Annotated in this window: 20 protein-coding genes; 1 reads left to right on the top strand and 19 read right to left on the bottom strand. The window is 70.2% G+C overall.

Annotated elements, in window-relative coordinates:
• Positions 1-8: 8 nt before the first annotated feature.
• The 17 genes from KF707C_RS21405 to KF707C_RS21325 are packed head-to-tail and all read right to left on the bottom strand — an operon-like array spanning position 9 to position 23,249.
• A complete protein-coding gene (locus KF707C_RS21405) occupies positions 9-4,718 on the bottom strand; it encodes a right-handed parallel beta-helix repeat-containing protein (protein WP_003450406.1) in 4,710 nt (1,569 codons plus the stop codon).
• Between the two features lie 13 nt (positions 4,719-4,731).
• Positions 4,732-7,080: a phage tail protein gene (locus KF707C_RS21400; RefSeq protein WP_003450409.1), complete on the bottom strand. Its 2,349-nt coding sequence runs from the start codon at positions 7,078-7,080 to the stop codon at positions 4,732-4,734.
• Complete coding sequence (locus KF707C_RS21395; RefSeq protein WP_003450412.1) at positions 7,077-9,731, bottom strand: baseplate J/gp47 family protein; 2,655 nt, start codon at positions 9,729-9,731, stop codon at positions 7,077-7,079. The genes KF707C_RS21400 and KF707C_RS21395 overlap by 4 nt, the downstream gene beginning before the upstream one ends.
• Positions 9,731-12,292: a baseplate J/gp47 family protein gene (locus KF707C_RS21390; protein WP_003450414.1), complete on the bottom strand. Its 2,562-nt coding sequence runs from the start codon at positions 12,290-12,292 to the stop codon at positions 9,731-9,733. Before KF707C_RS21390 ends, KF707C_RS21395 begins: the two co-directional genes overlap by 1 nt.
• Positions 12,293-12,304: 12 nt before the next feature.
• Complete coding sequence (locus KF707C_RS21385) at positions 12,305-12,691, bottom strand: GPW/gp25 family protein (RefSeq protein ID WP_003450418.1); 387 nt, start codon at positions 12,689-12,691, stop codon at positions 12,305-12,307.
• Between the two features lie 2 nt (positions 12,692-12,693).
• A complete protein-coding gene (locus tag KF707C_RS21380) occupies positions 12,694-13,020 on the bottom strand; it encodes a hypothetical protein (RefSeq protein ID WP_003450421.1) in 327 nt (108 codons plus the stop codon).
• Positions 13,017-13,604, bottom strand: a complete 588-nt coding sequence (locus KF707C_RS21375) for a phage baseplate assembly protein V (protein WP_003450423.1) — start codon at positions 13,602-13,604, stop codon at positions 13,017-13,019. Before KF707C_RS21375 ends, KF707C_RS21380 begins: the two co-directional genes overlap by 4 nt.
• Positions 13,605-14,750 carry a hypothetical protein gene (locus tag KF707C_RS21370; RefSeq protein WP_003450424.1) on the bottom strand — a complete coding sequence of 382 codons (1,146 nt, stop codon included), beginning with the start codon at positions 14,748-14,750 and terminating at the stop codon, positions 13,605-13,607.
• Positions 14,747-15,025: a hypothetical protein gene (locus tag KF707C_RS21365; protein ID WP_003450426.1), complete on the bottom strand. Its 279-nt coding sequence runs from the start codon at positions 15,023-15,025 to the stop codon at positions 14,747-14,749. Before KF707C_RS21365 ends, KF707C_RS21370 begins: the two co-directional genes overlap by 4 nt.
• Before the next feature lie 10 nt (positions 15,026-15,035).
• Positions 15,036-15,704, bottom strand: a complete 669-nt coding sequence (locus KF707C_RS21360; protein ID WP_003450428.1) for a hypothetical protein — start codon at positions 15,702-15,704, stop codon at positions 15,036-15,038.
• Positions 15,701-15,952, bottom strand: a complete 252-nt coding sequence (locus tag KF707C_RS21355; RefSeq protein WP_003450430.1) for a hypothetical protein — start codon at positions 15,950-15,952, stop codon at positions 15,701-15,703. Before KF707C_RS21355 ends, KF707C_RS21360 begins: the two co-directional genes overlap by 4 nt.
• A 16-nt stretch (positions 15,953-15,968) precedes the next feature.
• Positions 15,969-18,080, bottom strand: a complete 2,112-nt coding sequence (locus tag KF707C_RS21350; RefSeq protein WP_003450432.1) for an ATP-binding protein — start codon at positions 18,078-18,080, stop codon at positions 15,969-15,971.
• A complete protein-coding gene (locus KF707C_RS21345) occupies positions 18,077-19,246 on the bottom strand; it encodes a Pvc16 family protein (protein WP_003450434.1) in 1,170 nt (389 codons plus the stop codon). Before KF707C_RS21345 ends, KF707C_RS21350 begins: the two co-directional genes overlap by 4 nt.
• A gap of 2 nt (positions 19,247-19,248) precedes the next feature.
• On the bottom strand, positions 19,249-20,094 hold the full coding sequence (locus tag KF707C_RS21340) for a hypothetical protein (RefSeq protein ID WP_003450436.1): 846 nt from the start codon (positions 20,092-20,094) through the stop codon (positions 19,249-19,251).
• The gene (locus KF707C_RS21335; protein ID WP_131679672.1) at positions 20,091-20,819 is read right to left on the bottom strand and encodes a hypothetical protein; all 729 of its coding nucleotides are present in this window, start codon (positions 20,817-20,819) and stop codon (positions 20,091-20,093) included. Before KF707C_RS21335 ends, KF707C_RS21340 begins: the two co-directional genes overlap by 4 nt.
• Before the next feature lie 8 nt (positions 20,820-20,827).
• Positions 20,828-21,346, bottom strand: a complete 519-nt coding sequence (locus tag KF707C_RS21330; RefSeq protein ID WP_003450440.1) for a phage tail protein — start codon at positions 21,344-21,346, stop codon at positions 20,828-20,830.
• Between the two features lie 13 nt (positions 21,347-21,359).
• Positions 21,360-23,249 (bottom strand): phage tail sheath C-terminal domain-containing protein, encoded by a 1,890-nt coding sequence (locus KF707C_RS21325; protein WP_003450442.1) that lies wholly within the window; start codon positions 23,247-23,249, stop codon positions 21,360-21,362.
• Positions 23,250-23,786: 537 nt separating this feature from the next.
• On the opposite strand from KF707C_RS21325, the gene rfaH reads away from it, so the two are divergent.
• Positions 23,787-24,290 (top strand): transcription/translation regulatory transformer protein RfaH, encoded by a 504-nt coding sequence (gene rfaH, locus KF707C_RS21320; RefSeq protein ID WP_003450444.1) that lies wholly within the window; start codon positions 23,787-23,789, stop codon positions 24,288-24,290.
• Positions 24,291-24,695: 405 nt separating this feature from the next.
• Here the strand turns inward: rfaH and KF707C_RS21315 are convergent, their stop codons facing one another.
• Both KF707C_RS21315 and KF707C_RS21310 read right to left on the bottom strand, forming a co-directional pair.
• Positions 24,696-25,844 (bottom strand): ABC transporter ATP-binding protein, encoded by a 1,149-nt coding sequence (locus tag KF707C_RS21315; RefSeq protein ID WP_036992312.1) that lies wholly within the window; start codon positions 25,842-25,844, stop codon positions 24,696-24,698.
• 17 nt (positions 25,845-25,861) lie between these two features.
• Positions 25,862-26,671 (bottom strand): ABC transporter permease, encoded by an 810-nt coding sequence (locus KF707C_RS21310; RefSeq protein WP_003450451.1) that lies wholly within the window; start codon positions 26,669-26,671, stop codon positions 25,862-25,864.
• Positions 26,672-26,674: the final 3 nt, after the last annotated feature.

Raw genomic sequence — 26,674 nt, 5'->3', positions numbered from 1 at the left:
CCCGGGTCTCAGCGTTTCCTGGGGGTGGGTTTCTTCGCGGTCGTGCGAGCCGCGCGGCCGGGGGCGGTCGGTTTCGGCGGTGGCGTCTGCGCGAGCGCCTGCTTCGCCATCCCGGTCAGCTTCTCCGCCTGCTCCGCACCGCCGAGGATCCTGGCGAGGGTCTTCGGACTGGTTTCGACTATGCCTTCGACGTCCCGGATACCGCTGGCGGCCAGTTGATTGCGGGTCGCGTCGTCCAGCTCGAGCCTGTCGAGTGGCGTACGCACCCTGGGTGGCGGCTCGGGTGTCGGCTTCGGCGAGGTGGGCGCGCTCGCGGCGGGCGTTCCGTAGATCAGCGTGGCGTCGACCACCACCGACTTCGGCACTACGCGCACCGGCATCACCAGGGTGGCTTGCAGCGCGGCACCGGTGTCGAAGCGCAGCGCGGTGCTGTCCCGCAGCACCTCCCTGCCGGCAAGATCGCTGACCTGGGCGAACAGCTCGCCTTCCTTGGCCAGGCGTGCGGTCCGGGCGCTGTCATAGGCCGCGCTGAAGGCGCCGCTGGCATCGGTGACGCCCAGGGTCTCGACTGCGGTGCCGTTGCTGCGCAGCAGCGCGACCCGGTAATCGGCCAGGCCCTGGCCGCGGTCGTTGATGAGGCGGCCGCTGAAGGTCGAACCGCCCTCGGGGGCCGTCGGCGTGCTGATCGTCAGGGTTTCCGAACTGGTGGCCAGCAGGCGGTTGGTTTCCGCGTCGGCCTGGCTTCTCGCGTTGAGGGCCACGCTGGCCGGGAACCCGGCACCGTGCTTGAGCGTCATGCGCGCCGCCTCGGCCTGGTAGACCCTGGCGGTCGCCACCTGGGTCGCGTTCACCTGGGCGAGTGCGCGGGCGCCGGCCTGCCGGCCCAGGGTATCCAGTTCCGCCGCAGTGAAGGCGTCGGACGACAGCGTTCCGCCGAGCGGCTCGGCGTTGGCGGCCAGCACGCTGACGAGGAACTGGCCGACCGCAGCGCGGTTGGGAAACAGCCGGCCGCACTGGACGGCGTCCAGCACCTGGTTGGGCTGGTCCAGGGTCGGCAACGGCCCCATCCCGGCGGCGGGCTGGGCGACGATGCAGTGGTCCGCCTGGTTCAGCGCCGTCATGTTCATGCGCAGGCCGATGGTCAGCAGGGAGAGTGTCCTGGCGAGGTCCTCGCGCAGCCGTGATGCCGTCGCGCGGACGGTGTCGGCCATCAGCACGGCGTTGGCGAAGAAGGGTGCGCCGCGATAGACCGCCGAGGTATTGGCGGCGTAGCCCAGGTCGTCCGCGGCCAGCAGTACCTGCGAGGTGATCGAGCGGTTGGCCAGGCCCAGGCGCACGTAGTTGTCGTCGAACAGCGTCTCGCCACCCGGCAGGGCGCGCTCGGCCAGGTCGCTGAAGCGGCCCTTGCCGGTGCCACCGGGCTCGAACGCGAGATAGGCGCCATAGGTCCGTGCGAGCAGGCGATGGATACCGCCGAGGTTGAGGATCAGCACCCCGCCCACCATCGTGTCGAGGAAGCCGAACTGGCCGCTGAACTCGCTGTTGAAATGGTTGTTGGCCACCGACACGGGGCCGAAGGCGAAGGCGGTCAGGGCGCGGCCGGCGGGCTGGTCGATGCGGTTGTCATGCACGCGCAGGGCGGCGTGGCGGCCGCTGGACGTGGACAGGTGCGAGGTGAGCGCCCCGGCGAAACGCAGGTACAGGCCGCCACGGATGCCGGCGTTGCGGTTCTCCTCGAAGCCGGTGGTGGTGGCGCCATTGGCGGCGAGCTGGTTGTCGGTGATTTCCAGGTTGTCGCCGTAGCCGACGAATATGCCGCACACCGGATCCACGGCGCGGGGGCCGTTCTCATGGATGTGGTTGCCGCTGATCCGCGCCGCTTCGACCAGGGCCAGGGAAACGCCACCCCGTCCGATGAACTGGGCGTCGGCCAGCAGCGCGTCGTCGAAGGGGTTGCGCAGGTTGTGGTGCAGGCGGTTGCCCCGGATCACCAGGTCGCGTACCGGATCGGTTGCGCGCAGCAACGGCGTCAGTGCGAGGTTGAGCAGCGCCGCATCGAGGTAGGCCAGCAACGCCGCTTTCGGATCATTGCCGGGAATCCCACGGCTCGGGCCCTTCAGGTCGGTGCCGTTGCGTGGTGCGAAGCCGATGCCGGACAGGCCCATCATCGAGATGTCATTGGCCTCGATGCTGATCTCGTGCAGGAATCCGCGCAGCTCTGATGGGGCGCGGGCCGCCAGGGTCACGGCGTTGACCAGCACGCCCTGGTCCCGCGCTTCGGTGATGCGCAGCACCTGGAATTGCGGCGACACGTCCAGGCGGTAGGTGCCGGGGGCGGTCTTGATGCTGGCCATGCCCTGGGCATCGCTGCGGTCGGTGGCGACCGTGGCGTCTTCCAGGTACAGGTCGACGCCGGACAGGGGCGTGCCCCGCTCGTCCTGCACCAGGGCGAGGAATTGTCCGCCGGCGGCCACGTTGACGGTCGCCGGCGGCGCGGCAGTCCCCGTCGCCGAGAGGAGGGCGGGCGGCTCGGCGGGCGGCGGGGCCTCGGCCGGGTCGAGGTCGCCTCCCAGGGTGACGCCGTTGCCGGCACCGCCGGCCAGGGTGTTTTCCACAAGACGCACGCGCTCGGAGCCGGCCCGCAGATGGATCCCGCCCAGGGCGCGGTACGGCTGCTGCGGCAGCAGCTGCGCGATCGGCAGGGCCCAGACGGCGAGGGCGTACTGCCGCACCAGCAGCGGATGCAGGTAGAGGATCTGCGGCCTGGCGCAGGGATCGGCGGGGTCGCGGGTAGGGTCGTCGTCGGGTTCGTCCGGCTCGTCGGGCGTCTGGTCGATGAAGGGCAGCAGCACCAGGGTATTGCGCTCGACCAGCACGTCGTCGGCGGCGATCGACAGGGTGGCCCGGCCGTCGACGGTGTCCAGCAGGTGCAGGCGGTTGCCGGCGATCTTCAGGCCCATGGCCTGGGTGGCGCGGATCGCGTTGGTGCGGGCGATCATGCGGTTGTCATGGATGTCCAGATCGCGGCAGCCATCCTCGCGGCTGCCGTCGATGCGCACGGCGATGCTGTCGAACGTCACCAGGTCCAGGTCGCAGACCTCGATTCCGGCGCAGTCGACGAAGTGCAGCAGCGGCTGGCTGCGGGTTTCGGTGCGTGGCAGCACCAGGGTGCGCCAGCGGCAACCATGGATCTTCACGTTGCGCCGGCCTTCCAGGCGCAGGTTGGTGCGATGCACGCCGGGCAGCAGGCAGAGCTCGCCACCGGCCGCCGGCAGGTGGAAGGCGGCTTCCTCCAGGGCATTGAAGTCGCCGAAGCTGCTCACGCCGTCCCCCACCAGGAAGGTGCAGCAGAGCTTCTGGTTGGTCAGCGGGCGGAAGCGCCTGCGGCAGTCCTCGATGCTGCCCGAGATCTCGGTGTTGCGCCGGCCGGTCCAGTTGATCTCCGCCAGCGGCACGCGGTGATGGACGATGCCGACCGGCGGCGCGCGGTCGAGCAGGACCTGCGGATTGCCGATCTCCCCGGCGCGTACGCTGAAGGTCCAGTAGTCGCCCGGCCGGTAGTGGCCGGTGGGGTCAAAGGCCAGGCGGATGCCGTCACGCAGCGCTCGCGGGTCGGCGATCTCGGGATAGTCCTGGATCTCGCCGATGCCGTTCCACAGGCGGAAGAACACCGAATCCAGGGTGCCCGGCAGGCTGCCGAAGCTGGCGGGCGCCTGCAGTTCCAGGTCGTGGTCGGTGTTGAGGCGGGCGATGCTGCCGTAGACCACCGTCCAGGCACCCACCCGTTCGTCGTACTCCAGGGCTTCCAGGTAGAACTCGTTGAGCCCCGAGTTGACGATGGCCGCGCGGCCGGCGTCGATGATCACCCGGTCGGGGTCGCCGCTGGCGTCGAAGCGGCCACGGCCGGCGAGGCCGCCGTTCCACTGGCTCCACTTGAAGCGCGCCGGGGCGCCGTCCGGAGCCTCGGCGATCTCGATGCGATAGAGGCAATGCTCGAATCCGGTGTAGCCGCCACCGCCCACCACCGGGCAGTCGCCCACCAGGTTCAGCACCGGCGCCAGGGTGGCGCTGAGGCGTCCCTTGGCGGATGGGGCGTCACGCAACCGCGCGAGGAGGCTGTGACAGTCTTCGCCGGCGCCCAGGCGCAGCAGGCGCAGGCGGAAGTTGACGTAGGCGCGTTCGCTGGTGTCCGGGCCGCCCAGGGCCGGTTCGATCAGCCGTTGCGGGTACTGGAAGCCGTGCAACGCCTCCTCCGAGACCTCGAGTATCACCGCGTCGCGGATGCCGTCGTCGATCTGGTCGGTGCTCGGCTCGGGCGTGGCCAGCGGCGGGCCCAGGTAGGTGGCCAGGCGCGTGACCAATGCCTGCGGGTCGGGGGTGACGCCCGCCAGGTGCGTCAGGATACCGTCGGCCCAGGCACGACCGGGGCGCAGATGCACCTGCACCCCGCCATCCACCACCGCCGCCGCTTCCACGCGGAACCCCTCGGGTTCGCTGGCCGGCACCGCGCAGACGCCGGCGCCGATGACATCGCGACCCGCCTGGCCCTGCCAGGCGAGATCCAGCAACTCGCCCTCGGTGAGGTCGGCGTCGAGGGTCACGCGGCCCTGCTGGTGGAGCACGCCGCTGAGGTTGCGCAGCACGCCCAGGGACGGTGGGTTGACCCCGCTTTCGTGCTGGTGGGGGTCGAAGTTCAGTATCGAGAAATCGCCTTGCATGGCTCCCCCTTCGTCAGGTGACGGGTACCACCAGCGGCCTCACGCCGACCGGCATGAATTCACGCAGCCGCACGTGCAGGTTGGTCCATTTGTGTGCCTCCAGCAGGAAGCCGAAGGCGCCCATCGCATCGTCGTCCGGCCCCAGCTCGCGCACGCGACGGTCGGTTTCCCGCTGCAGTTGCGCATAGCCCGGGTCGTTGAAGCGTTCAGAGGTGAAGTACACCCGCGCATCCGGCGCATGCACGCAGAAGTGGTTGGCTGGAAGGCGATCGGCGGCGCCGCTGAAGGCGCTCCATTTGATGCAGCCGTGCTGATCGTCCAGGACTTCGAAACGCTGGCTGAAGATGCCGCCCAGGCCGCCGACGGCGGCCACCCGCACCGGGCCGAAGCAGGTCAGGCCCTGGAAATCGAGGGCGGCGCCCCAGGCGTTGGCCGGATCGCTCGCCGCGGCGATGGCGTACCGGCCGCTGGGGGCGTCGTCGAAGCCGAGTCCGGCGTCCACCACGCTGTCCTGGATATCCAGCCGGTAGCGCGGGTCGACGGCGAGGCTGCCGGTGATCGAGCGCTGGATGAGGATATCGGGCGTGGGCACGAAGGCCTCGATATCCTCCGGGTCGCTGAAACCGTAACCGTCCGCCAGGCGCAGCCCCGGCTGCATGGGCGCGCGCGCGCCGTCGCGCAGGCTGTGGCCGCCGGGGGCGAGGGTGCAGCCGACCAGTTCCAGGCGCGCCACCGCGACACGGTCGATCAGCGCCTGCCCAGTTGGGAAGGGCGCGGCCTCGTCCGCCGCCAGGTACAGGCCTTCGAGGCGCACCCCGGGCGAGAAGGGGGTCGCGCTGCCGGCCTCCAGCACCCGCAGCGACAGGGGCCGGGCCAGCAGCAGGATGGGGCGGTGGCCGCCTGCCGCCCGGAGGGTCAGCGACTGCGCCAGGCGCAGGGAATGGGTGCCGTCCACGGCGGTGCCGGTCAAGCCGGCCAGGTCGAGGGGGTGCACCAGGCTGTCGTGGATTTCGACGATCACCGGTCCGGTGGCGTTCTCCAGCCCTTCCAGTGCCTCTTGCAGGCTTGTGCCGCCCGTCACCGCGCCGACATGGCGTACCTCGGCATCGGCCGGCGGCGCCGGGAAGTGCCGCGACTGTGGGTGCGCGCCCACCGGGCCGGTGGCGCCGTAGGTGAAGCTGGCCTGCATCCGCGAGACCAGGGTGCCGTCCACCGGGGCCAGGAGCCGGTCGGCCTGGTCGGCGGTCTCCAGGCCCACCAGCAGCCGGCCGATATCCGGGTCGATGATGATCTCGCCGATGCCGGCGGGGCGGCGCAGGCCGGTTTCCCAGGCGCACAGGTTGTCGCCACGCAGCAGCCAGCGCCATTGGTCCTGGGGGGCGGGCGGCACCAGCAGCGGCGCCAGGTCCTGGGGCATGAACAGGTGGAGGCCGACGTCACCCAGGTCGAAGCCGCTCGGCGGCGTCTGCGCCGGGTCGTAGAAGTCCAGTTGCACGTAGGCGTCGCCGTGGCTGGCCAGGCGCGCGTCGAGCAGGGGGCCGGGCACGGCGTCGGCCTCGGTCAGGGGGGCCACCAGGCCGCCCGAGGTGGCCGCGCGCAGGAAACCGGGGCGGCTGGTGTTGAACAGGCGCACCGGGATGTCCAGCGGGTGCAGGTCCAGGCGCAGGACGAAGCGCGCCAGCCCGGCCGGCTGCGGGCCCAGGTCGATGCGTCCCTTGGCGAGGGGCGTGACCCGTGGCAGTCGGTAGGCCGCCAGGCGCCAGAGGAAGATCGCCAGGTTGGGCAGGTTGAGGTGGCGCTGGTCGTCCACCGCCGGCTTGACGTCGGCGCTGCTGGCGAAGGGGTCGAAGGGCGTACCCAGCAGTGCCAGGGTGGCCGGTTCGCGGATGGGCGCCGTGCCGCCACGGGGGACCTCGAAGCGGGTCAGGGCCGGACTGCCGTAGGGGGGCAGGCCACCGGCATCGGGGCGCGGGTGGTTGAGGTGCTGGGTCCAGCCGAGGTTCTCGCGCAGCTCGACGCCACGGCAGGCCCAGCCGGTGAGGTTCACCGCCAGGCGTTCGATCGCCCCCAGGGTGCCCTTGCGCCGGCGCAGGGCGATGGTGTCGGCGACGTCGGCGCGCAGGGTGCGCGGATCGCCCTTGAGATGGGTGGTGCCGAGCAGGTCGGCCAGGTAAGGGATCACCCAGTCGTCGCAGGTGTCGATGAAGAGGTCTTCGTAGAGCTGGGCGATGTGCCGGTGCAGGGCCTCGAATGGCCCTTCCACGGCACCGAGGTAGGCGCGCAGCTGGTTGGCCGGGGTGACCTCGGCGTCACGGGTGCGATAGATCTCGGGCAGGCGCTCGAACAGCGGTACTCGGCTCATGGGCATTCCCCCGCTGAGGGATCGGCGACCGGGGTCAGGGTCAGGTGCGGCGCGGCCAGCTGCAGCAGCTCGAAGGGGCTGCAGGGCAGCACCTGGGCCAGTGGCCGGGGCGCCGCCGGCAGCGTGGCCGTGGCGTCGAGTCCGGGGGCGAACAGGCCGAAGGCGGTGACCCGGCACCAGAGCACTCCGGCGACATTCTGCGCCCGGCCTTCGACGCGGCTGGCGTATTCGGGTTCACCCAGGCGCCGCGCATGGAGTCCGAACAGCCCGCTGCGTTCGTCCGCGACGTGGGCGGCCAGGCCCAGGCTGGCGCGCAGGGCGGCCTCCACCTCCTCCTGGCGATAGCGCGGGTCACGGGCGTAGCCGAGGTCGAGAAAGACCTGCCGCGGACGCGCCTGCTGCACCACCAGCGGGAAGCGATCGGGGCCCCGGCAGCGCTGGGCATGGGCCAGGGTGGCCTGCACGGCGGCGAACTCGGCCTCGCGGCCGGCGGCCAGCAGCACCCGCAGGATCACCGCCGGCACGCCACCGTGCAGGTCCCAGGCGGCGGCCGCACGGACCACGCCGGGCACCGCCAGGGTCTCGTTCTCGTAGTCGCGGATGCTGACCAGCCGGCCCAGGCTCTGCACCTTGCCCGGCGCCGCTTCGCGTGCCTTGTCGCCGGGCTCGGGGTCCGCGCCGCCGGAGACGATGCCCGCCAGCGCCACCTTGTCGAAGCCCGCCGGCCGTTCGCCCGCCGTGGGGGTGGCGCCGGGCTTGATCGGCCCGCGCGCGCCGACGCCGCTGCGATAGCGCGCCAGGACGTTCTTCAGGCCGGAGGGCAGGCGGGCGCCGGTCTCGCCGTCGCCGAATTGCACGAAGCTGCGACCTTCGGCGTCCTCCCGGACGATGTACAGCGGCTCGTCGGGCCCATGGCCGTAGAAGCTGTCGACGCGCGTCCACAGGCGGCCCTCGACCCAGACCTCCAGTGCCGGGGTATGCGGCGGCACGGCGTCGGCGGAGAGGAACCAGGTCAGCGGCGACTTGGGCAGGGGGAAGGTCTGCCACCGCTGGCGGTTGTCGCCATTGCCCAGCACCGCCTCGTGCTCGGCCTTGCCCTGGGAGGTATCCACCAGGTTGCCGTAGACCGTCACCCTGGGCTCGGCTTCATCGAAGTCGGCGCGGGTGAAAGGCGTTGGCGGGCGGTCGAAGTTCAGCAGCCAGGGCCGGGCGACATCGGGCGTCGGCGTGGGGAAGCTGTTCGGGCCGCTGGTGCAGGTCAGTTCGACGCTGCGTCCGTCGGGGTGCCTGAGGTACAGCCGGCGTCCGGCCAGGGCCCGTGCCTGGGCTGCGCTGCCGTGGAAGAAGAGGGCGCCGCTGCCGCTGGCGAAGGCGGCGGACGACGGCGTGGATACCGGCTTGAGGCTGAGCGCCGGGCTGGTGATCTCGCGGATCAGGAAGTCGCGCACGTCGCTCCAGGGCGAGCCGGACATGGCATGGCGGATCAGCGGCTGGTCCAGGCTCAACAGGCTGCTGGCGCCATTGAGGTTGCCGAAGCCCAGGGTGGCCGAACGCACCGCAAGCACCTTGCGCACCAGCGCCAGGGGGACGGCGCCGGTCATGCCGCTCCTGGCCACGCGCACCTGCACCACCACGCGCATGCCGGGCCGCAGGTCGCTGACCTCCGCATCCAGCGGCATCAGGTCCGCCGGCAGCGCGATGGAAGCGCTGGTGTTGGTGCAGTCGTGGGGATAGAGGTGGCGCTGGAAGCCGGTGTCGGACTCGAAGGCGCCGACTATCTCGCTGCCGCTCTTCTTGCTGGTCACCGTCCGGGTCGGCGCGTTGTGGCCGAAATGGCGGAAGCTGCGGCCCACCCGCCAGGCCGCCACCGGCTGGTTCCAGCTGTTCTGCAGCGGGGCGTCGATTTCCACTATCACGCGCCCGAGCAGGCGATTGACGGTCTTCACCCGGACCTGCTGCGGTGCCTGCTGCGGGGTCAGGTTGGAGCCGCTGGAGGTCCAGCCCGGCTCCGCCGACATCAGCAGCAGCTGGTCGCCGGGCTTCAGCTCGAAGGCGTCGAGGCTGGCGCTGTCGCTGGCGTTGCCGACACTGTGCAGTTCGAAGCGGGTAGCGCCAGCGGCCAGCGTGGCGGCGTAGGCCCTTGGACGGTAGAGGTTGAAGCGTCCGAGGTGCGGCCAGGCGAGCAGCTCGGCGTCGGTCTGGAAATCCGCCGGGTCGGGCAGGTCCTGCAGGTCGGCCTTGACCGGGAAGCCGGCGCGCAGCGTCAGCGGGCCGTCGCCTCTCACTTCGACGGCGAGGGTGGCGCGCCCGCCGATGCCCGGCGCCAGGCGGTAGCCGGTGAGCCGCACCAGTTCGGCCACGCTCTCGCGCCAGGCGGCGGTGCGCAGGTAGGCCTCGTTGGCGTAGTGCTCCTGGTAGAAGCTGAGGATGTCGCCGAGCACCGCAGCACCCTGCAGCAGGGCGATGCCGGGGTCGTCGGCGCCACGGTGGGTCCAGGCGGCCAGTTCCGGCGCCGCGTCGATGCTGCGGGTCATCGCCTCGAGGAAGTCGGCGTAGCGGCCGATGCGGTAGGCGATGCGCGGCAGGCCGGGCCGGTTGTCGATGGGCCGGGGAAAGATGAAGGGGTCCTTGATCAGCGGATCGCAGGGCATCAGCGCCTCCCCCCCTGTATGTCGAAGCGGATCAGCCCGCGTTCGAGGTGGTCCGGGTCATTGGCCAGCAGCAGGGTCTCGTCGAAGCCGATCTCCAGCAGGGGTGCGCCGGGCACGCCGGGCAAGGGCGCGGAGAAACGCTTCATGCCGAGGCTGACCAGGTGGCGGATGCCGGCGATGCGTTGCAGGCGACCCTCGATCATGCTGCGGTGCAGGGACTGGCCGAAGCTCCACTGGTCCGGATGGAAGAAGCCGCGACGGCCGTCGGCGGTCCAGCCATCGGAGAACTCCTGTTCCAGCACGAAGCGCAGGTCTTCGCGCCAGTAGGCGTCGTCGGCGCAGACCACCACGCGGATATCCAGCGGCACGTAGCGCGGCGGCCGAATCTCGATGTCCTCGCCGATCAGCCGCACCGCTTCCAGGTGGTCCGCCACGCGGGGGCGCAGTTCGCTCCAGAGCGCGTCGGAACGCTCGTCGCCCAGGGCGGTGAAGCCCGCCGGGTCGATGGCGATGCGCACGGTGCGCCAGCTGCCGGTCCAGGCGTAGCGGGCCACCGCGCGGGACACGCCCGTCACTTCCTCGGCGCGCTTGACGTAATCGGCCAGGGTCACCGCCCGCAACTGGCGGGCGCGGAAGGCTTCCGGGGCGTTGCGACGGATGCGTTCGGCCGCTTCCGGCTCGCGGCCATCGGTCACGTCGAAGGGGTTGCTGGCGGCCAGTACCGCACCGTTCAGGGCACCGGTCAGGGGTTGCAGGTTGACCAGCTGGTCCGCGCCTATGTTGCCGGCATGGCCGCCGCCCACCTGGTACTCGGCATGCACCACGGCGCCGGCGGGCAGCAGGCGGCCGTTGCTGCCGTTGCCGAAGCGCAGCAGGCTGCGGCGGTGTTCGTCGGTTTCCACCATGAAGTGGTCGCCGTTTTCCGCCGAGTCGTCGCTGTGCACCAGGCTTTCCACCTCGTCCCAGTCCTCGCGGCCGCCGCCGGGGGTCTCGACCTGCAGCCAGAGCGTCGAGCGGGCCGGCTCCTCGCCCGTGGGGGCGCCGCCCAGGCGCGGTGGCAGGTAGGCCAGCGGGCCGTCGTCGGGCAGCGGGGCGAGCACCCAGTCGTGGCCGTCGCCATGGCGGTCCAGGCGTTGGTAGTGGCGGTGGCGCAGGCCCGGGACGTCGCTCGGCAGCGGGCTGCCGGGTTCCAGGAACCGTACCCGGAGGGGCCGCCCTTCATGCACCGGCAGCAGGTTGCCGCGGAACACCGAGATGTCTTCCACCACGGTGGGCGGCGGGCCGGGGCAGAAGCTGGTGAAGGCGAAGTCGAAGCGCAGGGCGTCTTCCGTGCGCCAGCTGACACGCAGCATCCAGGTGCCGGTGAGGGGGTCGAAGCGGCTTTCGGCAGCGCCCCCGTCGAGGTCGGCACCGGGCAGCAGGCGCAGCAACTGACGTTTCATGGGGTTGCGGCCGGGTGTCTGCCCGGTGAGCGGGTTGAGGCGCTCTTCGATCAGCAGCTCGCGCCAGCGGCCCTCGCGCACCAGGTCGCGCAGCGCATCGGCCTCGGCCTGGGACGCCAGGGGCAGCTCGGGCACCAGGTCTGCCGTGGTGCTGCCGGCGGCGAGGGCCGGCTGGGCGTTGCCCCAGGTATAGAGGCGCAGGCGATTGAGGCGCGGGTCCAGATACTGGCGCTGCGCGGGGGCGAGGCGGCGTTGGCGGCTGGCGAAGAACACCGCGCCGGCGGTGGGCGGGTCGTCGCCGGTCCAGGCCACCAGTTCCTGGTCGTCGAGACTGAAGGGGGCCTGGCCGTCCACCAGCTCCAGGGCGAGCCAGGTGCTGGCCTGGTTGCCTTCGTGCAGGTGGTAGTCCACCAGTCGGGCATGGCGGGCCAGGGAGACGCGCTTGCGCGTGGTGGCCAGGTAGGCCTCGGCCATGACGCGGTCCTGGAAGTCGCTGAGCTCGTCGGCGGCGGCGGCGAACAGGCCGATCAGCACCTGGTCCAGATCGGCCTCGCTGGTGCTGGCCCATCCCGGTACGCGCTCGGCCATGGCGACCATCAGCGTGTGGCGGAAGGAGTCGTAGTCCTTGGCCAGGTAGTCGATCGCCGGGTTGGGCGCCGGTGGCCGTCCGGCCTGCGGCGGAGCGCAGTCGTTGGTGAAGCAGCCGGGGCGGAAGCGGAAGCCGATGGCGCTGAAGAAGGGGTCGATCAGGGCGGCGTCCCAGACCAGTTCCAGGCGGTAGGTGGAGTAGTCGCCCACCGGCTCGATGCGCAGGGACAGGCGTGTGGCGTCCAGTGGCGCCACCGCGCTCACCTGCACCTGCCCGCTGGCGTTGCCTGCCACCAGCCGCGCGCCGCCGCGGATGCGGAACACCTGCCGCACCCGCGCCGGGTCGCCGCCCGTGTCCGCGAGGATGGCGGCCAGGTGCAGGCCGTTGAAGAAGTGCAGTTCCAGGTCGGCATGGCTCGGGTTGGGGCCCGGCGGCACGCTCACCAGGGCCAGCTTCAGGCCGTCCAGGCCATGGCTCTGCAACTGGTCCGCGCGCTCGTCGACGAGGTCTGGGAACTGGATGGCGGCCATGCTGGGCGTCCCCTAGCGTGAACTGCGCTGGAACTTGATGACCCGGGAGTCCGGGCTGCCCGCAGGCCGGTACTTCAGGGTCACTTCCAGGGTCGCGGCGGCGTCGTCCCAGAGAACCTCGACCAGCTCCACCGTCAGCCGGTGCCCCAGCCAGCGCGTCAGGCCGTTGGTGATGCGCGCCTTGACCACCCCGCGCAGCGCCTCGGAGGCCGGCTCGAACACCAGTTTGCGCACGCCGCCGCCGAACTCCGGCAGGAACAGGCGCTCGGCCGGGCTGGTGAGCAGGAGCTGGAGCAGTTCGTCGCGCACATGGGCGTCGTCGTTGGCCGGGGCGACCGTGCGGCCGTCGTCGCCGATGCGGAAGGGGAAGGCGAGGTGCCGTCCGTTGGAGAGTGCCATGCTCAGATCCCCTTGGCCTTCTGTTGGGTCTGCACCACCAGGGCGGTGCCCTGGGGCACCTGCGCGGCGTTGAGGCAGAGGCCGACGCTGTTCTGCAGCAGCACCGGCACGTTGCGTATCGAGGTCTGGGTCGCCGCCGTCACCCAGCGGATCGACACGCAGGGCGAGTAGATCGACGGGGTGAACGGGCAGCCGACAATGGGGTGGATATCGGTCTGCAGCAGCATGGGGGCGCCGTCCACGCGTGCCTCGGTATTGCGGGTGATCAGCTGGGCCATGCCGCCATGGGGGCACATCACGGTGCTGCTGGTGGTGAGGATCGGGATCATGTCGGCGGCACCCCGAAGCTCATGGCGCCGTTGACCAGGCTGACCCCGGCCAGGCCGACCTTGATCAGCCCGTTGTTCAGCGAGATGGCCTCGTTGCTCAGGCGGATCTCGCAGGCGCCGCAGGTGATGATGATCTCGCTGGCGGTGAGGGTGATGGTCTTGGCGAGCGCCTCGTCGCCATGGCTGATGCGCACCTCGTTGGCGTCGTCGTCCAGCACCACCTTGTGACCCCGCTCGGAGACTATGACCCGCACACCGGCGCCCTTGGGCTCGGGCCGCTGGCCACCGGCCCACCAGGCGCCCGACCAGATGGGGTGGTCCAGCCGGCCCGCCTCGAACTCTATCCACACCCCAGAGCCGACCCTGGGCAGCAGCACCATGCCGTGGCCGTCACCGGCGAAGGGCGCGGCCGGCAGCGCCCAGCCGCAGGCATGCTCGCCGAGCACGGCAGGTACCGTGGCGCGGATCCGGCACTGGTCCTCGGGGTCGTCGATAGCGGTGACGGTGCCACGGTACTTGCCGAAATAGCTGGTGCCGGCGCGCTCGACGAGACGCTCGACGGTGTTTTCCAGGAGTCTGTCCATTCAGAAGATCCCCACGCTTGCGGAAACCGAGAGTTGCAGGCCGCCGCCGAGGGCCTCGGCCACCGCCGCGCCCGATACTTCGGACACCGAGTCGGCCTTGGCTTCGAGTTCCTGGGTGTAGAGCGACGGGGTGATGCGGTGAACCACCCGGGTGATCAGGTAGTCGCCGCTGTAGGGGGTGGCGCCGGCGTCCAGGCGCACCTTGCGATAGGGGTTCAGCACGGCGGCGTAGCAGCCCGGAATCACCTGGCTGGCGAGGTGGAAGACGTACCCGCTGCGCCGGGCCCGCGCGGTGGCGGCGGCGGTGGGGTCTTCACCGGTGGCCTCGGCCGGGGGCAGCATGCGCCGGGGCGTGAGGTCGGCGGGCAGGGCCGGCAGGTTGCGCATCAGGCCGAGGTCCGCGGCGCTGGTCGCGAAGGTGGTGACGCCCTGGTCGTCCAGCCGCAGCACCTGGGCGTGGGTGCGCTCGCCGCCGTCCGGGTCCTGGGTGATGCTGGCGTTGGCGAGGTTGCGGCCGTCGCCGATCATGACCAGGGGCGGCAGGTCCGCCGCGTCCGTGGGGGCGGCGAGGAAGCAGCCGATGCTGGCGCCGGGCTCGTCCCCCGGCAGGACATAGGCGTGGCGGTCGTTGGCCGTGGCCAGCTCGCGCAGGAACTGCAGCACGGTGCCACGCCGCGTGGTGGTTTCGGGACTGGCCTCGGTGGCGTCGAGGCGGGTTTCGGCGATCTGGGCGAAGCGGCCGAACAACTCGCTGGCGATCTCGCTGGCCTTGCGGTGCTCGAAGGGCGCTTCGGCTTCTTCGTCGCGGTTGAGGAAGGCGCTGTCGTCCCGTACCACCAGGGTCGCGGTGCTGCGGCCGGGCTGCGAATCGAGGGCGGCGTCGATGCTCACCAGCGGGCCGTCGATCAGGGGGGTGAAGCGACCGTCGCCGATGTCCAGCTCGATCCGTATCCGCGAGAAGGGCTCCTGGGTCTCCCCCGGCCAGTGCAGCCAGGCTCCCCTGGCGTCCAGGCAGAGCACCATGCGCAGGCGGGCTTCCCAGAAGGCGTCCATCTCCTGGGTGACCTCGATCTCCTCGATGCGGCGCAACTGGTCCTCGCTGGCGGCATCGGCGCCGAACCAGACGCGGAAACGTTGTTCGGTCATGCCCGGCTCCCCGGCACCAGCAGCGTATCGCCGGGGTTTTCCACCAGGCTGCGGCCGTCCAGGGCGCTGTTGGCGTCGGCGATGTGCCAGAACTGCGTGGCATCGCCAGCCCCGGCGTGGGCCAGCAGGTCGAGGCGGTCGCCGGCCTGGACCATGCGCGGCTCGCCGGGGACGGGGGTCAGGCGGCGCAGCTTGAGGGCGACCAGGGTTTCGCCGGTGGATCCGGTGGTCTGCACCGTGGCGACCCGGGCGTAGCGGGAGTTGGGCAGGAACATGGGTGGCCTCCTAGAGCGGGATCAGCTCGACGATCTGTTCGGCGGTATTGGCCAGGTTGGCGATGGCCTGGGCTTCCTTGGCGAGGGTGGAGTACTCCAGCGCCCCCTTGGCCAGCACGTCGTCGGAGCAGTCGTCGACGGCGACGACGCTGAGGCTGATGTCCACTTCGGCGCGGGTCGGGTTGAGCAGTGCGTCGTACTCCAGTTCGGCGATGCTCATGGAGTCGATGGTCACCGGGAGCACCCGCGTGAGGCCCCAGATGAACAGGATGCGCGGGTACTTCTCGCGGGGGATCGGCTGGGCCGGCGCGTCATCGCCTCCGCCCCCCAGCGCATCGCCGATCGCGTCGATGGCGGCGCCGACCAGGCCGGCCAGCTTCGAGCTCGGCAGCACCATCTTCTCCAGTGCCGCGAGCTGCGGACCGATGCCGAACATCTCGGCCAGCACCTTGCCCTCGTCCAGCAGGTTGGCGGCGCTGAAGTGGGCCTTGAAGCTGATCTTTTCGAAGGTCTTCTCGCCGGCCTGGCCGGTTTCGCGCTGGGTGGCGCCGGTGGGGCGCGGTGGAATTTCCAGGGTTCGCGTGAGGGACTCGGGGTTGTACTGGAAGATCACCACATTGGGGATGGGGCCGATCAGGTCGGTGCCGTACTCGATCAGTGCACCGCGCAGCAGGCTCATGACCCTTCTCCGGCCAGGCTGCTGGCGATCCGCCGGGCGATGCCGGCGGCCAGGTCCGACGCCTGTGTCGCGGCCGGGGTGGCCAGCGCCCCGGCGTCCAGGCGCTCGTGGGGAGCGGGCTGCAGGTCCTGCCCGGCCAGCGCCTCGGCCAGCGCCGGGCCCAGCGCGCGGGCGGCGGCCTCGGCGACTTCCGGGGCTATGCCGCGCAGGTCCAGTTGCAGGCTGTCTATCCGCAGTTGGCGGCTCATGACGGTCTCCCCTTGGCTAGCGGCGGGTGCGGTGGGTGGCGGCCAGGGCGGCGTAGGGGCCGAACTGGTCGAGGCTGCTGGCGCGGTCCAGCTTGTCGTACTCGCGCTGCAGGGCGCGCACCACCACCGGCATGTCGAGTCGGCGCGGCGCACCCTCGGTGGCGCTCTGCAGGCAGGCGTTGAACACCACGCTGCGGATGTGCCCGCCGGCCAGGGCGAAGCGCTGGGCGAGGAAGTCGAAATCCAGGGCGCTGGCGTCGACCCCGGCGGGGATCGCACCGCGCCAGATGCGCAGGCGTTCCTCGGCTCCGGGCATGGGGAACTCGACCAGGAAGCGCAGGCGACGCAGGAAGGCTTCGTCCAGGTCCTTGCGGCGGTTGGTGGCGAGTATCGCCAGCCCCTTGAAACGTTCCATGCGTTCCAGCAGGTAGCTGATCTCCAGGTTGGCGTAGCGGTCGTGGGCGTCCTTGACCTCGGTGCGCTTGCCGAACAGGGCGTCGGCCTCGTCGAAGAACAGGATCAGGTCGGCCGAGTCGGCGACGTCGAACAGCCGGCGCAGGTTCTTCTCGGTCTCACCGATGTACTTGTTGACCACCTGGGACAGGTCGATGCGGTAGAGCGGCAGATCCAGGTCGGCGGCTATGGCTTCGGCGGCCATGGTCTTGCCGGTGCCCGGAGGTCCGGCGAAGAGCGCGCTGAGCCCCCCTTCGCTCCAGGCCCGCGCGGTGCCCCAGTCGTAATGCACCCGGGTGAGGTTGTGCATGGCCGCCACCAGCTCGTCGATCTGCGCGGCCTGTGGCGGTGGCAACATCAGTTCGGCTCGGCCGAAGCGCGGCGTGACGGGCTGGGCCAGGGTGCCGAGGTCGAGGTCGGCGCGCGCGGCGGCGAACAGTTCGGCGGCGCTGGGTACCCGGCCCAGGGCCGCGAGCTCGCCGGCGACCCGGGCGATGGCCGAGCGTTCGTAGCGGAAGCGTCGCGCCAGTTCCGGCAGCAGCGGCTCCAGTTCGCGGGCGGGCAGGTGCTGGCGCCAGCAGGCCAGCCGCTGGGCATGGTCAGCGGCTGGCACCGCGAGTACCGGCAGCGTCTCGCCGAGGCCGCGCAGGGCGTTGCGCTCATGGGCGCCGATGAAGAGCATCAGCGGCAGGCCGGGCAGCGGTGGCGCGTCGAGGCCGCCATCGTGGGCCGTGGGATCGGCCAGGAGGCTGGCCGGCAGGTAGAGTGCGCAGCCGCGCAGCCAACTGGTGCAGAGCGCCTCGGCGAGGTGTTCGCGGTGCAGGGCGGCGCTGGGTTGCAGCGTTTCCACACCGGCCCGCGCGGCGCAGGCCGCGGCGGTTTCCGCCAATGGGGCGCCGGGTGCGCCGAGCAGCGGCAGCAGCTGCATCCCGTTGCTCCGGCTGAGGGCGGCGCGAACCCGCGCGGCGGCCGGCGCCAGGCCCTCGGCGAGGGGAGTCGGGGAAACCCGTTGCAGGGCCGCCGGTGGTTCGCTGCCGGGGAACAGCAGCTCGCGGGCCACCAGCGCCGGCACGGCGAGGGCGGTTTGCCAGTCATGGGGCTGGGCCGTGCTCAGCAGTCCGTGGCGCAGCAGCGGGTGGGCCGGGTCGAAGCAGAGCAGGAGTTCGTCGGGTTCGTCCCACAGGCGCTGGGCCAGGGCCAGGTTGGGGCGGGTGCGCGTGGGGTCGTTGAGGCAGCTGGCGATCACCGGCCCGGCGGCGCTGTCGATGCCTGGCAGCAAGGCCAGGGCCAGCACGAAGCGCTCCACCGGGGCCAGTTCCAGCTCCCGCGCGACCCAGCCGAAAGAGCCACGGGGCGCCTGGTCGCCATCCGCCGGCGCGGCCGATGCGATGCGTTCGCTGAGGTAGCGGGCGGTGACGTCCTCGCTGAAGAAGGCCCGCTTGTCGCGGTCGTAGCGCAGCAGGTCGAGGGCGGCCAGGGCGCCATCCACCGGCGGCGGCAAGGGAGATTCGCCGCCGCCCTGGAGCAGGCGTTCGCGCCATAGCCAGCAGACTTCGCGGCGCAGGCGCAAGGTGACCTGGGCCAGCCAGTGCCCCGCCTGGGCGTCCTGGCCGTGGATGCCCGGGAGGAAGGCCACCGGATCGGCCAGCGCGTGGGTGCCCAGCGGATTGGTCATGGCACTGTCACCCGTGGGCTGGCCTTGGCCTGCTGGTTGTTCACCCGCAGGATCACCCGGTAGCTGCCCGCCGGGACCGCCGCCGCCGCGCCGGCGACGACCAGGCTCCGCTGATCGGCGGCGGTGGTGGCCTCGTCGAACAGGTGCAGGGTCAGGCCATCGGATTCGCGAAGGAAGAGCAGCATCAGGTCGTCGCTGTCGGTCCCCAGCAGGGTGCCTTGAAGGTGCAGGTCGCCGCCCACCAGCGCGGCGCTGTCCAGGGTCGGCAGCAGGCGCGCGGCGAGCAGGTTGCTGGAGCGGGTACGGGTGGGCGACAGGCGCCGACGCACCACCAAGGGCATCTCCCCGGCGGACAGGGTGGTGCCGGAGGCGATGGGGGTGCCGGGGCTGCCCTCGGCGGTCACCACCAGGCGCTGCGGCTGGCGCTCGATCACGCTGAGCTGGACGTTGCCCAGCATGACTTCCAGGTCGCTCGGGTTGAGGTCGTCGCCCAGCAGGGTGAGGGTGGCGCCGGTCTCGAAGCGGGCGGGCTCGACCCGGTCCAGGCGCGATCCCATGGACGGGATCACGGCCACCTGCACGCCTTCGCGGCCGATCAGGGTCTCGGGCGTGGTGCTGTAGTCGACGCCCACCAGGAGCGCGCCTCGCGGCAGGCTGGACGGCACTATCATCACCGGCCGCACCTGGAAGGCCACCGAGAGCCGGTAGCGTTCCTCGGCGCCCTGCATGGTCTTGGCGAGGAGGTCGGCGCCGGATTCGTCGAAGCTCAGCTTGAGCGGCTCCGGGTTGTGTTCCAGGGCCTGGCGCACGTCCAGCGCCACCAGGGCGTCCAGCGGCAGGAAGCTGAGTTCGTGCAGTGCCGCCATGCCGCGCCCGAGCAACTCGTGGGCGGCGGCGGTGTCGCTGCTTTCGCCGATGTCGAAGGCGGTCAGGAGGAACTTCAGCACCAGCCACAGCGGCGGCGGCTCACCGTCGCGCAGGGAGAGGTTGCGCAACTGCGGGTCGAAGGCGGTTTCGTAGAGAAAGAGGTTGAGCTTCTCGTTGGAGTCGTTCTGCGCCGCATCCTCCGGCTTGCCGATGGACACGTCGAAGCCGCGCCTGATCAGGTGATCCTGGAGCAGGCGGGTGACGGCGCCGATGGCCCTGCCGGAATCCGCGAGGGCCATGGTCAGAGCCGCCGCAGCGCGCGGCGCGAAAGGCCGCTGCGGGTGGGGGAGGCGGGGGCCGCCGGACGCTGTGCCGGGGGTGTTGGCGCGGCCGGGCGGGCGACGGTCTGCGGCGCCGGGGCCTCGACGCGCAGGTGGATGGCGCCGATGGAGATTGTCAGGGGCTCTTCCGCTGTCCCATCGGGTCCATCGGGTTCGGCGCGGAGGATGGCCGGTGCGGCGACCCGGGGCGCCAGGGGCACGGGTTCCGGCGTTGTCACCACCTCCTGGGCGCGGTCCCCGTCCGCTGGGGCCGGACGGCGGGACTGGCCGGGCGTGGCCATGGTGTGCGGCGGGACGGCCGCGACACGCGTGGTCGCGGTGTCGGGGGTGCCCGGATGGGGTTGCGTGGCGCGGTCGAGGGACGCTCGCTGCGCCGACGCCGCCTGCTGCGGGTCGCTGGCCACCCAGTGCATCGCCGCGCGGAGCAGTTCGTCAGCCTGTGGCGGGCGCGGCGGGCCGTCCTGCGACGGGGCGCCGGGCGCTGGCACCTGCTCTCGGGGGCGCGGCGCGTCGGGCGCGGCCTGTTGCCATTGAGGAAGGTCGCCCGGGTCGATGCTCGGCGCGGGGCGGCTCTGGCCATGGTGGGCCGGGTCGGGCGCGGGGTGCGGCTGCCCGTTGGTGGGCATCGGCGTTTCGCGGCCGGGTACCCTTTCCCGGGGGATACCGATGGCCGGGCCGGGGGCGTCCGGCGCCCTGGGCGCCGGGACGTCCATCTCAAGCTCCGGGGGCGCTTCCGGCGCCTGCTCGGCGCGGTGGCTGAACAGCCCGCTGGAACGCATCAGGGCGGCGAAGTAGTCGCTCATCATGAGGCCTCGATCAGGGCCAGGTAGCGGGCGCGGCGCGCGGGCGGCAGCGCCATGACCTGGGCTTCGCTCCAGCCGTAGCGCGAAGCCAGGCAATGGACCTCGCGCAGCAGCGCACCCTGCCGCGCGGCGAGGCGGGCCAGGGCGGTGTCGTCGAGGTCGACCGGTACTTCGCTGGCATCGCCGCAGGCCGGGCAGTCGCAAGCCACGGACAGGGCCACCAGCGGGTCCGACGCCGCGACGGCCGACGATAGCCGAGCCTCGTCCTCGGGCCGCACCCGTCCCTCCAGCAGCAGGCTGTCGAGCATCAGTCGCCGGGCCTCGGCGCGGGTGGCGGGGTGCGCACTGCGCCAGCGGCGCAGGTCGTCACCGGTCGGGCGGCGCAGGACCACGTCCGTGTCCTGGCCGAGGCTTACGCGGATGGGCTCGCGCTCGCCGGCGACGGCCACCAGCGCCGCCAGTTGCAGTTCGAACTCGAAGGCTTCGGCGCAGGTCGGGCAGCGCGCGGTGAAGGACAGGGCCTGAATGCCGTCGGTGATGGCGACCAGGCGCAGCAGGGCGGCGCTGCGCACCGCCACCGGCTGCGCCCACCAGAACTCGGCGTCGGCGGCGCAGCGGGCCAGCAGGTCGGTGACCAGGCGCGGGCGGTCGAGGTCGGCGAAATCCAGGTCGAGGTCCGGGAGTTCGCCGAAGGGCCGCAGGGCGATCCCCGAGGGAAGCGTCTGCATGGCGCGGTTCATCCCACCAGAACCGGCTCGGTCGGCTCGGACACGTCCGGATCACGTTCCCAGCCCTCGTTCTCCAGCTTCAGGGTCTGGATCGCGATGGCGTTGGCGTTGGCATCCAGGTCGGGCATCGCCTGAAACTCCGAGACCCAGCAGCGGTAGAGCTTGTAGGCCAGCACGACCTGGCCGGCTTCGTTGTAGACCTCCAGTATCAGGTCCTTGCGGAAGTCCTTCAGGCTCACTTCGGCGCCGAGCCCCGTGCCGACGTGCCAGACCTTGTTGGCCCAGGCCTCGAACTCGAGGTCGTGGGTCACGCCGCGCTCCAGGGTGATGGCCTCGTACTTGGTGCGGCCGGGGGATTTGCGCGAGGTGGACGGGTCGCCACCCTCGCGGTGCTCGACCACTTCGGTGGTGCGCTTGAGGGCGCCGACCTTGCTCACTCCGGCGACGTAGCGGCCATCCCACTTGATGCGGAATTTGAAGTTCTTGTAGGGATCGAAACGATGGGTGTTGACGGCGAACTGGGCCATGATCCGACTCCCTTTACTGCAGATCGCCGGCGATCTGCTGGATGGTGAGAACGACGAATTCCGCCGGCTTCAGCGGGGCGAAACCGACCTGGATGTTGACGATGCCGAGGTTGCGATCGGCCTGGGTGGTGGTCTCCTTGTCGCATTTGACGAAGAAGGCCTCCTGCTGCGTCCTGCCCTGGAAGGCGCCCTGGCGGAACAGGCCGTTCATGAAGGCCCCTATGTTCAGGCGGATCTGCGCCCAGAGCGGTTCGTCGTTCGGCTCGAAGACCACCCATTGGGTGCCCCGGTAGAGGCTTTCCTCGATGAACAGGGCGAGACGGCGGATGGGGATGTACTTGTACTCGTCGGCCTGGGCGTCGGCGCCCTTCATGGTGCGCGCCCCCCAGGCGACCCTTCCGTAGGCGGGGAAACTGCGCAGCACGTTGACCCCCAGCGGGTTGACCTGGCCGTTCTCCAGGTCGTTGACGGGCAGGGCCAGGTCGAGCACGCCGTTGAGTACGGCATCGGTGCCGGCGGGGGCCTTCCACACGCCACGGGTGGCGTCGGTGCGCGCATAGACGCCGGCGAGGGTGCCGGAGGGCGCCATGGCGCGTGGCCGCAATCCGTCCAGCGGGTCGACGATGCGCACGGCGGGGAAGTAGGTGGCGGCGTTGCGCGACTGGGAGGCGGCGTTGGCCCAGCCGCCGATGGTGGCCAGGGTGCTGTCGATCGGCGCGTCGACGATGTAGAAGGCCCGCCGGGCCTCGCACAGGGCCGTGGCGGCGGGAATCACCAGGGCCTGCTCGAGGGCGCTCATGGTGAAGGTTTCCGGAATGGACAGGATGTTGAACAGGTCCACGTCCAGCAGTGCGTGGATGCCGGTCTTCATCGATGGGCTGCCGACCACGGCCGTACCGTCGCCGGGTGTGCCGTCCACGCCGGGTGTCGCGGGGATCTGGTTGGCGACCACCGCCGGGCGGTGCTCGGCGGCACCGGTGAATTCCCGGCCCTGGTTGACTAGCCCGAGGTGGATGGTGGCGCTGAGACTGCCGAAGGCCCCGGCGGCGATGGTCACGCTGGAGGACTCGCCGGGCACCAGGGATTCCAGGGTCAGGTGATCGCTGCCAGTCTCGCCATCGGCGCCGGTTTCCGAGGCCAGCAACTGGGCGGCCAGGCTGGCGTTCACTATGGCCGCGTTGGTGGAGGTCACCAGGTCGCCGACGCTGTTCCAGGGCCCGCCTTCGACGAGAAGCGCGAAGGGCGTGGTGCCATCCAGGGTGCCGGCGATGGTGGTCCCGGTCGGGTCCAGGGGGAAGCTGCTGATCTCGCCGCTGACCGCGCGCCCGGCCTCGGCGAAGGTCAGGCCGCCGCTGCGGGCCACGCGGATCAGGGCGGAGGCGTTGTTGATCACCGAGACGGCGTACTGAGCCGAGTTGGCGTCGAGGTTGAGGTTGCGATGGGTTTCCACCGGCAGAAGGGTGGCGCCGTCGGCCTGAAGCTGCGACACCACCAGGTTGAAGTCGCTGTCGGGGTTGCGGACGCCGCTGTGCTGCACGCTCAGCCGCAGGCCGTTGCCCCAGGTGCCGGGGCTGGCCGCAGTGACTTCGAGGACCGGGTCGCCGGCGCCGTTCTCCAGCACCCAGGCGCTGGTGCCGTGACCGACGGCCACCCGCACTATGAGGGCCTGGGTACCGCCGTTGAGGAAGAACTGCCGGACCGCGTAGGAGAGCGGGCTGTCGCGGTCGAGGCCGCCGTAGCCGCGTTCGAAATCGGCGAAGCTGGTGATGGCCACGGCCTTGTCGGGCACGCCCTTGCGCGTATAGCCGACGAAGGCGGCGATGGAGGTCGCGACACCGGTGATGGTGCGTACCCCGCTGGCCTTTTCGACGATGTAGACACCGGGATAGCTGACTTGGACCATGACGCCGACTCCTTTGCGCTGTGCAGGGGACCCAGCCAGGGCGGCGCCGGAACGCGTCCCTGGAGGACTCTTGGATGACTCGGTTCGACTTGGGGCGGGGCGGGACAGCTGCCGTGTCCAGCGGGACGCTGGAACGGCGAGGCACGGTGGGGCGGGGGAGGATGGGGCCGCGTCCTTGTCGACCGTGCAGTTGTTTTTCCAGAGACAAGGCTACCGCCACTCGCTTTCAGCAAGTTGGGGGAAAGTTTGTTCATCTGGAACTTGTGTACTAACTGGGGATCACAATTCCATGTGCATTAATTGATGGCAGAGTGCCTTCAGTTAGTGCTGTCAGAGGACAAGGCTTGAGGATAGTTCGGCATTCAAGGGGGACAAACCTTCCGCGTGGGAAGAGGGTGATTTCCGACCGGCGGACAAGTTGCGTCCTCAACTCCGAAGGCGGTCCCTACCACTAGTCGGAAAGCCGATTTGCATGGCGGCGTGGGTTTCAGGGAGGAACTAGCGTCTGACTGAGGATCTATTTCGCTAGGGACGGCCATGGATAAAAACATACTTCTCCCTGAAATCGCCTGGTATCTCGTGCAATGCAAGGCACGCCAGGACGAGCGCGCCCAGGAGCACCTCCAGCGCCAGGGTTTCGATTGCTTCTGCCCGGTCCTCAGTGTGGAAAGTCTCAAGGGTGGCCGGCTGCGGCGACTCATCCAGCCCCTGTTTCCGGGTTACCTCTTCGTCCATCTCCGGGCCCAGGACAACTGGGCTGCGTTGCGCTCAACGCGAGGCGTGGCGAGGGTTGTGAGCTTCTCTGGCGCGCCCTCGAGGGTGCCTGACGCGGTCGTCGAGCATCTCATGTCGCGTTGTGAACGGCCTGATCACCGTGCGGCCTTCAACCCGGGCGACAAGGTCCAGGTCCAGGTCGGGCCCTTCGCGGAGATGGATGCGCTGTTCCTCGCCATGGATGGCGAGCAACGGGTCATACTCCTGTTGAACATCCTCAATCGACAACAGCAAGTGAGTATTCCCGTATCCCATCTTGTGGCTTGAACTAGTTGTGAGTTGTTTCGCATGTCAGAAGTTTTCAAGGCATGTCTTGCCTGGTTTTTTATTTTTTGCGAGTTAGTGTTTGAAACTATTTTTTAATATTTCGCTGTCTGTCTGATCTGTACTTTCTGGTGGAGTTGTCTCGCGGATCGCAGCCGGTTCTTCGCAGGATTCATACACTTCAAAGTTGTTTGAAGTTGTCCGGTGACAAGATGGGTTGCCGCCTCCAACAGACTCTCGCGCACTGTCTCGTTATTCTCATGGCCGTTGTTCTTTTCCCGCGATATCAGGCCCCGGCGAATCAGGTGCGCTATCACCGGCGCCTGTGAGAGTGCGAGTGCCCGCATAGGAGGGGTGAGGCCAACCCGGGGCGCATTGGCGTGCCCCGGGGGCGTCATCCCATTGGCCTCAATGCGCCCCGGCGCCCTTGGCCAGGTCGCTTTCGTTCCATTCGGTGTAGACGCAGGCGTCCGCCGCGGCCCAGCGCACCATGACCTGGGCACCCGGTTGCAGTGGCGCGGTGGCGCCGGAGAGTTCCTTGAGGGTCAGGCTGGTGCCGCCGGCGGTGGTCACGCTGCAGGTCAGGCTTTCGCCGAGGAACACCGTCTCGCTGACCTTCGCCGCGACCTGGTTCCAGCCGGCGGCCAGCGGCTCGCGGGTGGCCTGTTCCGGGCTCAGCACCTGGGCCTTCTCCGGACGCACCATCAGCACCAGGTCCTGGCCATTCTGCAGGCCGGCGGTGGGACGGATGGCCAGGGACTGGCCCTCGAAGCTGGCGGCGGCGTTGCCCTGGGCCTTCACCTTGAGGAAGTTGGAATTGCCCAGGAAGGAGGCGACGAAGGCGTTCGGCGGGTCCTGGTAGAGGTCGTAGCCGCTGCCCAGGCCGACGATCCTGCCGTGGCTGAAGATGGCGATGCGCTGAGACAGGCGCATGGCTTCTTCCTGGTCATGGGTCACGTAGACGATGGTGATGCCGAGGCGGCGGTGCAGGTGGCGCAGCTCGTCCTGCAGGTCTTCGCGCAGCTTCTTGTCCAGGGCGCCGAGGGGTTCGTCCATCAGCAGGATGCGCGGTTCGTAGACCAGCGCCCGGGCGATGGCCACGCGCTGCTGCTGGCCGCCGGACAGCTGGGCCGGGCGGCGCTGGGCGAACTTCTCCAGTTGCACCAGCTTGAGCATGGCCTCGACGCGGCGCTCGCGCTCGCCGGCGGCCTGCTTGCGGATGTCCAGGGGGAAGCCGATGTTGTCGCGCACGTTCAGGTGCGGGAACAGCGAGTAGCGCTGGAACACCATGCCGATGTCGCGCTTGTGCGGCGGCACGTTCACCAGGGACTTGCCGTCCACCAGGATCTCGCCGGAGCTGGGGGTCTCGAAGCCGGCCAGCATGGACAGGGTGGTGCTCTTGCCCGAGCCGCTGGAGCCGAGGAAGGTGAGGAACTCGCCGTCCTGGATGTCCAGGCTGATGTTGTCCACGGCGGCGAAGTCGCCGTAGTGCTTGTTCAGGTTGCGCAGGCTGACCAGGGTCTTGTTGTCGCGGGTGTCTTGGATCACGGCACTCATATTCGTTACCTCGGCGCTCAGGCGCTTGCAGGGGTGCGCCGGCGCAGCACGGCGGCGATCACCATTACCAGGAGGGACAGGCCGATCAGCAGCGTCGAGGCGACGGCGATCACCGGGGTCAGGTCCTGGCGCAGGGTGGTCCACATTTTCACGGGCAGGGTCTGCAGGGTCGGGCTGGCCATCATCACGCTCAGCACCACTTCATCCCAGGAGACCAGGAAGGCGAACAGGGCGCCAGCCATCATGCCGGGGCGGATCGCCGGGAAGGTCACCCTGTACACCGCCTGCAGCCTGGAGGCGCCGCAGATCACCGCGGCGTCCTCGATGGACTGATCGAACAGCTTCAGCGAGTTGATGATGGAGATGATGGTGAAGGGCAAGGCCACTATCACGTGGCTGACCACGAAGGAGAACAGCGTCCCGGTGTAGCCCAGCTTGAGGAACAGGGCGTACACGGCCACGGCGATGATCACCAGCGGCACGATCATCGGCAGGGTGAACAGGGCGTAGAGGAACTCCCGGCCGGGGAACTTGCCGCGCACCAGGGCGAAGGCAGTGGGCAGGCCCAGGGCCACGGCGCAGACGGTGGTCAGCAGGGCGACCTTGAGGCTGGCCAGGGCCGAGTCCATCCATTCGGCGTTGGAGAAGAACTGTTCGTACCACTTCAGCGTCCAGCCGGGCGGCGGGAACACCAGCCACTGGGAGGAGCCGAAGGACAGCAGCACGATGAACAGGATCGGCAGCAGCAGGAAGGCCGCGATCGCCCCGGTGGTGAGGTAGAGGCCGATGCGCAGGCGCAGGCCCATGGCGTTGGGTGACAGCAGCATGGC

This window comes from Pseudomonas furukawaii (genome assembly GCF_002355475.1).
GTDB classification, from domain to species: domain Bacteria; phylum Pseudomonadota; class Gammaproteobacteria; order Pseudomonadales; family Pseudomonadaceae; genus Metapseudomonas; species Metapseudomonas furukawaii.
Note: the sequence above shows the minus strand (reverse complement) of the source record. Positions and strands in the feature narration are given on the sequence as shown.